The 12,610-nt window shown below is 37.4% G+C and carries 11 protein-coding genes and 1 riboswitch; all 11 genes read right to left on the bottom strand.

Annotation, left to right across the window (positions count from 1 at the left end):
* Window positions 1-5 precede the first annotated feature (5 nt).
* On the bottom strand, window positions 6-593 hold the full coding sequence (locus tag ACIQXJ_RS12105) for an ECF transporter S component (RefSeq protein ID WP_401008718.1): 588 nt from the start codon (window positions 591-593) through the stop codon (window positions 6-8).
* A gap of 227 nt (window positions 594-820) precedes the next feature.
* Window positions 821-1,015: riboswitch (FMN riboswitch) on the bottom strand.
* Window positions 1,016-1,252: 237 nt separating this feature from the next.
* Window positions 1,253-2,551 carry an RNA polymerase subunit sigma gene (locus tag ACIQXJ_RS12110; protein ID WP_403053810.1) on the bottom strand — a complete coding sequence of 433 codons (1,299 nt, stop codon included), beginning with the start codon at window positions 2,549-2,551 and terminating at the stop codon, window positions 1,253-1,255.
* Window positions 2,548-3,081, bottom strand: a complete 534-nt coding sequence (gene sigX, locus ACIQXJ_RS12115) for an RNA polymerase sigma factor SigX (RefSeq protein ID WP_340825524.1) — start codon at window positions 3,079-3,081, stop codon at window positions 2,548-2,550. The genes ACIQXJ_RS12110 and sigX overlap by 4 nt, the downstream gene beginning before the upstream one ends.
* A 216-nt stretch (window positions 3,082-3,297) precedes the next feature.
* Entirely contained in the window at window positions 3,298-5,073 is a 1,776-nt protein-coding gene (locus ACIQXJ_RS12120) for an ATP-binding protein (RefSeq protein WP_403053813.1), read from the bottom strand.
* Window positions 5,066-5,782: a response regulator transcription factor gene (locus ACIQXJ_RS12125; RefSeq protein ID WP_024361488.1), complete on the bottom strand. Its 717-nt coding sequence runs from the start codon at window positions 5,780-5,782 to the stop codon at window positions 5,066-5,068. The genes ACIQXJ_RS12120 and ACIQXJ_RS12125 overlap by 8 nt, the downstream gene beginning before the upstream one ends.
* Window positions 5,783-5,898: 116 nt before the next feature.
* Window positions 5,899-7,080 carry a c-type cytochrome biogenesis protein CcsB gene (ccsB, locus tag ACIQXJ_RS12130; protein WP_403053816.1) on the bottom strand — a complete coding sequence of 394 codons (1,182 nt, stop codon included), beginning with the start codon at window positions 7,078-7,080 and terminating at the stop codon, window positions 5,899-5,901.
* Window positions 7,077-8,750, bottom strand: a complete 1,674-nt coding sequence (resB, locus tag ACIQXJ_RS12135) for a cytochrome c biogenesis protein ResB (RefSeq protein WP_403053818.1) — start codon at window positions 8,748-8,750, stop codon at window positions 7,077-7,079. Before resB ends, ccsB begins: the two co-directional genes overlap by 4 nt.
* 13 nt (window positions 8,751-8,763) lie before the next feature.
* Window positions 8,764-9,297 (bottom strand): thiol-disulfide oxidoreductase ResA, encoded by a 534-nt coding sequence (gene resA / locus ACIQXJ_RS12140; RefSeq protein ID WP_403053821.1) that lies wholly within the window; start codon window positions 9,295-9,297, stop codon window positions 8,764-8,766.
* Between the two features lie 278 nt (window positions 9,298-9,575).
* Window positions 9,576-10,307 (bottom strand): pseudouridine synthase, encoded by a 732-nt coding sequence (locus ACIQXJ_RS12145; protein ID WP_401008733.1) that lies wholly within the window; start codon window positions 10,305-10,307, stop codon window positions 9,576-9,578.
* A gap of 503 nt (window positions 10,308-10,810) precedes the next feature.
* Entirely contained in the window at window positions 10,811-11,401 is a 591-nt protein-coding gene (locus ACIQXJ_RS12150; RefSeq protein ID WP_403053824.1) for a hypothetical protein, read from the bottom strand.
* 127 nt (window positions 11,402-11,528) lie between these two features.
* Window positions 11,529-12,599, bottom strand: coding sequence for a D-alanyl-D-alanine carboxypeptidase family protein (locus ACIQXJ_RS12155; RefSeq protein ID WP_403053827.1), 1,071 nt, complete (start codon window positions 12,597-12,599; stop codon window positions 11,529-11,531).
* Between the last annotated feature and the right edge of the window lie 11 nt (window positions 12,600-12,610).

The raw sequence follows: 12,610 nt of genomic DNA on the forward strand, positions 1-12,610 counted from the left end.
ATTTATTATTTTGATAAATACATTGTACGTTGTTGTTCAATCCATCTACGCATCGTTGTGAACAGTAACGCCATGATCGCTGTTAATAGAACACCTTTTACGATATTAAATGGCAAAATACCTGCAATAATCATTTTATATAATGAATCGCCAACTACTGGCTCCATACCTAAGAAATAAGTGTACATCGGTAAAAATACTGCGTAATTTAAAAAGCTCATTCCTACTGCCATAACAATTGTTCCTGTTGCCAAACCTCCGACAAGACCCGCAATTGTTTTAAATCGGTTAAAAACAAATGATACTGGTAAAATAAATAATATACCTGTCACAAAGTTTGCAATATGCCCAACTGGAACCCCTGTAGGTGTACCCGAGAAAATCCAATCCAATATATTTTTAAATAGTTCTACTAAAATACCCGCAACTGGTCCCATTGTGATGGCTGCAAGTAAAGCAGGCATATCACTGAAATCCACCTCTAAAAATGCTGGGAACGGCGGAATTGGGAAATTAAAAAGCATTAATAAAAACGAAATACTACTTAGCATACCAATCGTAATAAACGATTGAAGTTTGATATTTTTCTTCATTGAAAACTCTCTCCTCTTTGCTGATTCAATCTTGCAAGAAGAAAGGTTACGACGTAATCGATTGTTTTTTCACGAAAAAACCCTTATGCACATCAGCATAAGGGAGAAAAGGCATGATTAAATAACGCCATCACTAGCTATTTTTTGTGCAAACAGTGTAATCAATAGACACACTGAAAAAAACGCTCGCACATAGCTTAATTCGTAACAACGAATGACGATCGTACCTTCATCTTCTCCCATCCAGACTATACTGTCGGCCTTGGAATCGCACCAAGTCAGCCATGCAAAAAATCTTTGCACAGGTCGCGGGCTGAAGAGCCATTAGTAAATCATGCGAGCTAATGTAGTTTTGTACAACACTAGCGATTTACAACTCTATTACCGCCGGTCGGGATTTTCACCCTGCCCCGAAGATGAATCAATATTATTTTATAAATTAACTATAATATTTTATGACACAAAAGTAAATACTTCTGCTTAAAAAATTCCGATTAAATTTGTATGTTTTAATGAATGCTTCTATAAATTCAGCCACGAGCAATGGATTCCGCGTTTTAGCATTAGAATTCCGCACCCACCAGCCACCAGTATTCTGATGATGCGGAAACAACTCATAAAAAAACAGCTACCTCATAAAAGATAGCTGTTTTTCTTTGTTACTGCATAGTTTGTTTATTTGCACCTACAGGTATCGGTAAAAAATTTGTTAAATCAAAACCTTCCCAACTATCCTGTACGACGTTATCTAAGCGTAGCTTTTTATCAAAACTTGAAGCTGTCAGCATCATGGCCTCTATTAATTGCGTTGCCCGCACTGCATCCATTGTCATCAAATCCAGAGGTGCGTCAAATGTGATGACAACACCACCCTCTTCTTCTTTCACTGTGTACGTTACATTTTCAGGGATTACGGGTACATAAATATCATCTTTTTTATCTTGCATGGCGATAAGTGCCTCTGTAACAGTAGGATATGTTTGGTGGAAGTCGGGCGATAAATATTCAGTCCCATTTTCTTCTGTATATAAATAATAATTGTAATGATTATCTTTCGTTAACTGCATAGGCTCACTTGGCTCACCAACCTGCGAAAATTCATAAGGAGTACCATCTTTATTTTTTACCGATATCGCTTTATATTCAGAGTCGGAAAAAGTATCTTTTAGTGAGCTTAAATATTTTGTTACGGAAGCTGAAGCTACATCGTAATCATTTTTTTTAGGTAAGACGTGAACTAGCGTCTCACCTTCTTCTTTTAACTCACCTTTGTATGGATGATAATTAGCAAAACCAAGCGCTTCCTCATCAATTTGTGGTGCGTATTTTTCATACATTTGTAGAGTTGTCGGCTTTTTCTTTCCAAAATCAGCCGTTAATTTTTCGTTCGGGATTATATAGGTCATTGGTATGCTATCAGCATTGCCACCTGGTAATCCGATTCTAAATACTACTGCATTTGCTAAATCGTCTTCGTATACTGATGTCCGAAGCGATAACATTCGTGCATGTTCGGCACCGATATTCGCTTTCATTACACCATCTGCATTTTCATTTTCTTGTATAGCTCGATCCTCTTGCATCGTAGAAAAATTTTCGGGAGGGGCGTTTGCTTCATCCTTAACTGGATTATTATTTGATAAAAACACGTACCCTACTATTGATAGTACAAAAACAGCTGCAATACTACTAAGAATAGGTAACTTACTCTTTCTACGCTGTTTCATTGGCTTGATGCTTTCATTCTCATGAGCAACAATAGACTGCTCTTGCTCTTCAAGCACTTTTGAATCTGTTGATTGTTGCATTGCTTCTTGAAGATGTATATTATCTTGCAGACGTGCATCTGCAAGCAATCGTTTCAACACTTCTTCTTTCGAACGGTCATCAGTCAGCTTCGGGGCATTCTTCAACATTTGTTCTAGTTGTTCATCGTCGTCAAACTGTTTATGAGTCATTGCCTTTTCGCCTCCTGTTCCCTAACCTGTTGTAGCTGTTGCCTTAAAAACTTAATGGCTCGATGTTGCGTGGTCTTAACCTTCGCTTCTGTCCAATCAAGTATTTGCGCTGTTTCAGCAATCGATAAATCTTGGAAAAAGCGCATAATAATAACCATTTTTTGATCCCCTGTACAATTTTCAAGTGCAGACTCTATTTGCATTAATTCATCACTAGCCTGTAGCATATCTTCCGGTGATGGTGTGGTTGAATGTAGTTGTTCCGTTTCCCAGTCAAAAAAATCGAGCGAATGTTTTTTACGCACTGCCTGCTTTCTAAAATGATCTATTGCGACATTTTTAGCAATAGCAAAAAGCCATGTTTTTTCACTGCTATTTCCTGCGAATTGTTCATACGATCGCAGAACACGAACGTACACCTCATGTGATAGATCCTCAGCAAGTGTACGATTTTTTACTAGATAAATAAGAAACTGGAACACGTCTTGATGGTATGAATCGTATAATCGATGGAACACGGAGTCATTCAAAGCACTCCACCCCCGTTCTCATAGTATTTGTCGTCTAACGCTCGCACAAGTTACATCTTAATTAATGATTTGCTCAAAATTTCGCTAAGTGCCAATACTTACACTAAAACTATATGCAATCAGCTTACAGGCATTTGCATTAAGTCAGCTCAAATGCTAGCCACCAGTTACCTTTATTTATAACTTTTCGAATCAATGGGCTTCTAACGGACAAAGTTAGTCGAAGGGTAAATAGAAAGTAAAGGTTGTTCCTTCTTTTAATACACTATCGACCATAATGTTTCCAGAATGCGCCTTTACAATGTTTCGAGCAATAGCAAGCCCTAAACCTGTTCCCCCTTTAGAACGTGTACGCGCTTTATCTGCCTTGTAAAAACGCTCAAAAACATATGGTAAATCTTCCTGCGGTATACCATGTCCCGTATCCTGAACAGAGATTTTAGCAAATGTCGGCTCCTTCTCTATGTTTACAATGACAGAACCTTCATCTGTATGACGCAGTGCATTATCAACTAAATTCGTTAACACTTGTTCAATACGATCCTCATCCATGCTTATTACCGCATCTTCATCAAACTCACTATTAAATAGGAGCAGAACATGCTTCTCTTTTGCTACTTGCGCAAATTTTTGGGTAATGCGCTCAAATGTCGCATTAATCGGTACTTCATCTTTGTATAATGTCATATGTCCAGATTCCATGCGTGCTAAATCTAATAAATCTGTAACTAAACGTCCCATACGCTTTGATTCATCATAAATAATTTTAGTAATCTCATTGCGTTCTTCTTGATCTTGTATAAAATCATCATCCATTAGCGCTTCTGAGTAGCCCTGAAGCATTGAAATAGGTGTCCGTAGCTCATGTGATACATTGGCAATAAAGTCTGAGCGAAGCTTTTCTAGACGATGCTGTTCTGTCATATCACGGATAACAGCAACAGCTCCTCGTATCAATTCCCCACTATAGAGCGGACTAATCGTAAATGTATAATAATTTCCATCCATCTCAATTTCTTCTTCCAGCTTATCTTCAAACATTAATACATGATCAAGCATATGATATAGCTCAGGTGGAATAGGCTTGGCACTTTGCGAGCCTTTGTTGACAAACCATTTTTGCATTAAGCGTTCCGCAGGTGGATTGCTAAGTAAAATAGTACGATCCCGATTAAACGTAATAACAGCGTCAGTCATAGAAGTTAAAATATTGGATAATTGCTCATTTTCTTGATTGATTACCTCTAAATTGTGCTTTAACTGGCGCCCCATTTGATTGAATGCAACCGCAAGCTGTCCAATTTCATCGTTCTGCGTTGTCGGCATTTTTGCCTCGAAATTTCCTTTTGCAATTTCAAATGCTAACTCGCGCATTTTTCGTAGCGGCGAAGTAATACGTGATGAAAGGAAAAATGCAAAGAATGTCGTTAACACAAAGGCAATGAATGCCGCTAAAAAGACAATTTTCGTTGTCTCTTTGGACGTTTTATGTAACGCATCTGGACTTTGGTAAATAAAGACCGCACCATGCACTTCATTTTCCACGTTTAGTGGGAAACCTAACACGACATATGATTCCATTTTTTCTTTATCGGTAGAGGACGGCATCATCATTTCCTTAATAATAGGATCATCTGATTTGAAAACTTCATGGAATGCTTTATTCGCTAAGATTGCGCCTTGAATTTCTTTTTTGTTAACGCCTTCCTGCATCGCAAATGTTACTTCTAGATGATTGATGGCGATAAGCGCATTTGTACCATCAGGTAAAATATCTGTTAATAATTGCGAAGTCGATTCTGCTGTTTCATTGTCATCCACTATACTCGCTATTGTTGCAGCCGTTTGACGCAATGAAATCTCAGCTTGCTGCATATGATAGTTTTGAAGAAATTCGAGCATTAAAACCGTGAAAACAAATAATACAAATGAAACGAGAAGCAATATGGTTACCCATAGCTTCCCGACAACACTGTTCCATATTCTATTCATTGACAACCTCAAATTTGTAGCCAACGCCCCAAACAGTGACAATCATTTTTGCTGCATTTTCTGATACACGATTAAGCTTCTCACGTAATCGCTTAACATGTGTATCTACTGTACGTAGATCCCCAAAGAAATCGTAATGCCAAACCTCTTTTAGTAATTGTTCACGGTCAAATACTTTGTCTGGAGATTTTGCAAGGAAATACAATAATTCATACTCTTTTGGTGTTAAATTTACTTCGATTCCCTCTGCAGTTACACGGTGTGCATCATGGTCAATCATCAAGTGTTGGAATACCACTAAATCTTTTGATGAAGATGCATTTGTTGTAGGTGAAAATGCTTGTGAGCGACGTAAAATAGCTTTTACACGTAGCACCACCTCGCGCGGACTAAAAGGCTTAACAATATAATCATCTGCCCCAAGCTCGAAGCCTTGTACACGGTTTGCTTCCTCACCTTTTGCAGTTAATAAAATAATTGGAGTTGCAGCACGTTCTCTAATTTCTGCACAAACTTCTAGCCCATCTTTTTCAGGCATCATAATATCTAGTAAAATACAGTGATACTCTTTTTCTAAAGATTTCTCGATCGCTTCTTCACCATTCTCTGCTTCGTCGACTTGGTACCCTTCGCGCTCCAAATACATTTTTAATAAGCGGCGAATACGATCCTCATCGTCTACTACTAATACTGAAATATTCTCTGACACTTTCACGATCCCTCTCTTCCAAACTTTCTCTACCCTCTATTGTACATGGTACACAACGTCTTGAAAAGAAAAGAAAGCCCTTTCGCCGCAGCGAAAAGGCTTTTCGTTTCCCATTGTTACGCGTAGGAGTGTAAACCTGCAAGAATTAAGTTAACAGCTATTAGGTTAAATAAAATAATACCAAAACCAATTAGTGCTAACCAAGCAGATTTTTCACCTTCCCAGCCCTTAGATAGACGTAGATGTAGGAATGCTGCATAGAATAACCATGTAATAAGGGCCCATACTTCTTTCGGGTCCCATCCCCAGAAACGACTCCACGCAAGTTGTGCCCAAATCATCGCAAAGATGAGTGCACCTAACGTGAAAACAGGGAAACCAATAATAACAGATCGATAACCAATTTCATCTAATAATTGCAGATTTACACGTTTAACAAGCGGCTGGAACAATGCGCTAATTCGACGACGTGCAATAAGACGAATTAATAAGTATAGTAATGAACCTACTAGTAATGACCAAACAACTGTTGTTAATTTTTTCGCATTAATAAGGGCAGGCATTTCTACTAATGGAGACATGCCATGTTCCTCAACTGCCTCATAATCGTGCATGCCAAAAATCGGTGGCAAATTATAAGTAATTTGACGAGATACACCTTCTTTATCAAGATACGTGTATTTTGATTCGTAATCCATAGCACTAAATGTAGTCGAAACAACAACAAAGCCAATTACAACAACTAAACAGTACATAACGGCTTCAAGCCAGAAACGTTGCTTTGAAGGCTTCTTTAAATCAACAACTTTTAATAAGTAAATTAAACCTGCAACTGCACTAATCGCTAAAATGGATTGACCCATTGCAGCTGTAATAACGTGAATTGTTAACCAATAACTTTGTAATGAAGGTACTAACGGACTTACTTCGCTCGGGAACATCGACGCATATGCAATAATTAAAAGCGCTACAGGTAACGCTACAAATCCTAATGCTGTCAGACGATAAATAAAGTAGATTAAAATGAATGCTGCAACGATAAACATTCCAAAAGCAGTTGTAAATTCAAACATATTACTTACAGGAGCGTGCCCTGTATGAATCCAACGGGTAATAAAATAACCAAGTTGTGCAAGGAAACCAACAATCGTCACTGTAATTGCAAGTTTACCCCATTTATCTGTATTTTTACCCGAAGCATTGGATTGTTTAATTGCACCGCCAAATAATAAGGTTGCTACTAGATAGGCTACAAATGCAACAAATAATAGATTCCCACTTAAGTTAATCAAACTCATAAGGTGTTGTCACCTTCCTTTTTATTATTGCCAAGGCTTGTGGACTTTTCGTCCTCTTCTGCCATATCTAACTGGTCATTATATTGTGGTAGACCAGCAAATGCAGTCACGGCATCTAAATCTTTTTTCATGCTAAACATATTTTTGTTTACGTGGGCAGCCATCAGTAATTTACCATCTGGCTCTACTTGTAACCAAAGACGACGGTGATTCCAATATGAACCAATCGCAACGCCAATCATGAAAATAATACCACCAACAAATAAAATAGGGATTGTGCGGTCTTTACGTATCGTAAAGCCTGACATATCTCGTGTTTCCACACTTGCAAATTTCATTTTGTATTGATTCTCGCCTAATGGCTCTAGTGTTTGTTTAATAGCAACAAAGCTTGTTTCACCCTCTGGTGTTTCTGGTGTCGTCATTTTAAATAGAAATGCTGGATTATTAGGAACGGACGTCGCAGTTTGCGGTACACCATTTTCAAAACCAGAGAAGTCTGGCGTGTAGACAAGTAGTTTAACAGATGTACCATTTCCTAAATCATAGTCCTTTTTAGGGTTTGTTAAATCGATTTCTACTTTACCAAGTGATTGCTCATTTGTTTTATTTACTAGTTCAAAATTCATTTGCTTTAATTCATTTAGACGATAATCCATTTGATATAATGCGTAGCCTTCTTCTTTTAACGGATGGTTAACTCGAATTGAATAATCTCTAACCTTTTCTAGATTATCCGTATCACCAGCAATTGCATCTTCAGGCTGTTTGTATAACGTAACATTAGTTTGGAAGTTTTTCGCAACGACGTTCACGCCTTGTTTCAGCTGTTCGCCTTGTGGTGTATTATCATGTGTTTCTAAAATAAATTCATGATTTTCAATAAAATAACCTTCCATGCCAGTTATTGCACGCGTTTCACCTTCACGTACCCATATCGATTCATCGACATAGAAACCAGGAACTAAACGCAACATAACCCCTGCTAAAAAGATAATGAGGCCTACATGATTTATGTACGGACCGTAACGAGCGAAACGCCCTTTTTCTGCTAACAAAGCACTTCCATCTCGACGAACAATATATTTCATCTCAGTCATTTTCTTTTCAACTTTATTCAGCGTCTCTTCAGGACTTCCAGTTACTTGTCCTTCCGCAACAATACGTTGGCGCTTCATAAAGCTTTCATGGCGCTTTACTCGTTGATTTTTCAATGATTTATAAAGTGGTATACCACGGTCAAGACTTGCAACAATAATCGATACCGCAAGCATCCCAACTAATATTTGGAACCACCAAGAGCTATATAAATCTGAAAGACCTAATGTATAATAGATTTTCCCTACGAAACCATAAACATCCTCGTAATATGCTCCTTTTTCAATGTCAGAAGCTTTTACGTAAAACTCTTGCGGTAATAAGGTTCCGATTGAAGCTGCTATTAATGTGATAATAATTAAAGCGATTCCAACTTTAACACTAGAGAAAAAATTCCAAATTTTATCGACAATTGTTTTGTTGTACGTTTTTGAACGAATAGCCGTACCATCATAGCGCATATCGACAACTTTATTTTGTTTTTCTTCTTCGGTTAAAGGACGACCACATTTCTCACAGAGCCTCGTGCCAAACGGATTACTATGTCCACAAGCACAAATGATATTCTCCATCGTCAATTACCCCTCATTTTGGCTTTATTAATTCCATGTAAGAAGCGATATTCGCCTCTGTCATTTCTCCAGTTGTAATCTTAACTACCTTACCATCTGGATCAATTAAAACAGTTGCAGGTAAATTCCCAACATTATAGGCAGTCATAACACTTTTTGTTTTGTCAATTACTACAGGAAATGTAAGACCGTACTTATCGACAAAATTTTGTACTTCAAAATCTGTTTGTGCAATGTTGACAGCCAATGTTTGAACACCTAGGTCTTTAAAGACTTGATACTGGCTGTTCATTGCTGGCATTTCCTTCTCACATGGCTTACACCAAGTTCCCCAGAAATTCAAAAATACCCCCTGCCCTCTATAATCAGACAGTTTGTGTTTCTCTCCATTTAAATCTACTAACGTGAAGTTCGGTGCTTCAGAGCCAACTGCTACTAACTCTACCTTATCCTTTGTAGCTGTCCCGTAAACAGTGTACCCTATGGCAAGCGCCAAAATAACTAAAATAATGGTACGGGTCACAAGACGTTTTTTCTTTTTCTCCAAGTTAATAAACCCCCTACTCAAATACGCCTCGAGGTAATAATTATGTCGATATTTCTTATTCGTACAAGAAACATCTGTTATATCTCCCCGAGACTTACTTTGTTCAGCGTCTGCTGGATAAATTTAAAACTGGTGTACTATTCTCACCTATTATAGCAAAATGATACAAATTAACTTAGTTATTAATTATGAATGATTTATGAACGTTTTCACACGAGGAAAGTGAAAAACTCATTATACGTATAACGGTATGTTCACCTTCCATCGCTAATGTCTGTCTAGCCGAGTTGTCCCGTTTCAGCTAACACACGCAATTGCTTGACTTCATGTTTCGACAATTCACGATATTCTCCTGGTGTTAGGCCATATAAATCTAAAAACGCAAAACGTTCACGTTTCAGTTTAACTACTGGTGTACCGATTGCCTCAAACATACGACGCACTTGGCGATTTCGCCCTTCGTGAATAGTAATTTCACAAATCGCCTTGCCCGCTTGCTCATCAAAAGAAGTCATACTCACTTTTGCTGGTGCTGTTTTGCCATCTTCTAGTTTAATACCACGTTGTAGCTTTTTTAGACCCTCAATTGTAGGTATACCTTTTACTCGCGCAATGTACGTTTTATCAATTTTAAATTTCGGATGCGTCAACATATAAGAAAACTCTCCATCATTTGTCAGTAATAATAATCCAGATGTATCATAATCTAGACGACCCACAGGGAAAATACGTTGCGGAATATGCTTAAATAAATCTGTGACAGTTTTGCGTCCTTTATCATCTGTTACAGCAGAAATTGTTCCACGTGGTTTATAAAGTAAGTAGTAGACTTTATCTTCTTTCTCAAGTTTGACACCTTCTACTTCAATTGTATCCGAGTTGGAAACTTTTGTTCCTAGCTCACGTACAACAACACCGTTTACCTTTACTTTACCTTCTACAATCAATTGCTCTGCTTTACGCCTTGAAGCGACACCTGCATAGGCAATAACTTTTTGTAATCTTTCCATTCTTTCACCTCTAGTTAAAAATGTAACCTTTTTAAGGTTATTTTTCCCGTCAATCTGTGAAAATTATGTCATACTTTTGTGTAATATAAAAGAGAAACTAATTTTGTACTAGTAATACGATAATTCTAAATAGTGTATTATTTGCTAGTTTATCGATTATTTGTCTTTGCGTAACCTAAAGATTTATCGATGTTTGCTATTTATTTCTAATATAGACCAATCAACAAAATGCAAATCGCATTTAGTAAAGATATTTTATAAAGTGCCAGTCACCCAAACAATTCTGAATGTTCACAGCTCTATCAATAAGGGCTACCCAAGTAAAAATCCACGTAGACTTTTTGAAAGAACGCAAACGGAGGTTTTGGCTTACGATGTCCCTACGGAAAGCGTAGTGGATTTTTACGATCTAGGAAGTTATTCGAAGTGTCAGGCACTCAAACAATTTCTCCGTATTTTATAACCTAATTAAAAAAGCTGCCCTATTTAGGCAGCTTTTTTAATTATTCATTTTCACTATATACATTTTCGATTGAAACACCATTTTTACTTAATTCATAATTGATAAAGGCCTTCGCTATTGCTAACTTCGCCGTTAAAGATTGTTCGATTGTTGAACCATCGTTCAATGTGAAAATAAGCTTATCTGGTTTAGTAACGCCATCTTTCTGCACATTTGTTTGTTCAACCTTAACAATCTCTTCCCAGCTTGTCGAGTCTTCTTGCAAACTAAAAAAATTATTCGTATGTAATCCTTTTTCATCAATAATTTGATAATGATTAATACATAAAAATAAAATCGCAAGAACAAGCAGCCATGATGTACCAACAATTGTTCGTTGGACATTTCTCCCCTTTTTTGTAGTGGGAGTAATCAATAAATTTATTAATAAAATTATTGCCATCGCAATTAAAACAAACATCAATATAATATAGGCTTTAAAAATGGTCTCAAAAAGGTAATATTCGTGCGGTCGGTAAAGAAGCTCTTGAATGGGAAATAGCAAAATAAATGGTGCTGTAAAGCTTGAAAGAAATAAAATAATGATAATAGCGATTTGAGTTTGCTTACGGTTATTTTCACTAGTAGCCATAATAGTATACCTCCTAACGCTTCCATATTATAACTCTCATTATTTTACACCATTTACAATAAATATAAAATAGTTTCTAGTAAACAATACTCCATATTATTCATTATAAAAAATCAGCGCATCGCTTTTAACGATCCGCTGATTCTACTTTAACAGGCGTTGCATAAATACGCTCTTCCCCAATAAATATCGAAAGTACGGCTTCCTTTCTTTTTCTGGACACTTGAAGTACTTGCCTAACTGTCTTTTTTTCTTCTTTATTTAATTGCAATTGAATTGGTTGCTCTAAACGGATAGCTAATTTATCGTTGACATTGTATTTCCCTTTTTTCACAACCGTCTCCATATTATAATTTTTCCAAACCTCATTTGCTAAACCTCGATGCATATTCCAGTCATCAGATTCATTTAAAGTGACAACAATACATGTTTGCCCATCTTTATGAAAAGCAGTTGCCAATGTTCTTCCAGCAACCTTTGTAAAACCTGTCTTTCCAGCAAAAGCAGTACCTGTTGCTGATTTTAACGAACTTACAGGTTGCTCCGTTTCATCATCTACTTCAGCTGCGACTCCTGAGCCTTCTCGTAATAAGCGGTGTTTATTTTCCCAAAGCATGCCGTTTTCTGTATTGGCACGATAAAGAACAGTAGATGCAATTTTTTCAAAGGTTTTATTTTGGAGCGCTAATCTCAGCATCTCAGCTGTATCTCTTGCGGAAGATAAATGCTCGTCATGATGCAAGCCAGACGGGTTCATAAAAACTGTATTTGTCAGTCCAGCAATAACGGCTCGTTCATTCATTAATTTGACAAAGCCTTCAACTGAACCGCCTGCATGCTCAGCTAATGCTGTTGCAGCATCATTGCCAGATCGGAGCATTAAGCCATAGAGCAAGGTTTCAACTGTTACTGTCTCACCAGCTTGCAAATAGATAGACGAACCTTCAGCCATTGCAGCCCTTGGAGAAATTACTACTTCATCTTGAAGATCACTGTTTTCAATAGCGACGAGAGCTGTCCAAATTTTTGTTAAGCTCGCGATTGGGAGCCTTGCATCACTATTAGTACCTGATAACACGCGGCCTGTGTCGCCGTCTAACACAACATATCCGCTTCCGCCTCTTGCGAAACCATTTTGTGGAAAAACTAAAATTCCAACTACTATCATGAACAACATTACTCGTAGTAACCGTAGCAACAAGCCACTCC

Origin of the sequence: Lysinibacillus sp. NPDC097868 (assembly GCF_044761135.1) — a bacterium.
GTDB lineage: Bacteria > Bacillota > Bacilli > Bacillales_A > Planococcaceae > Lysinibacillus.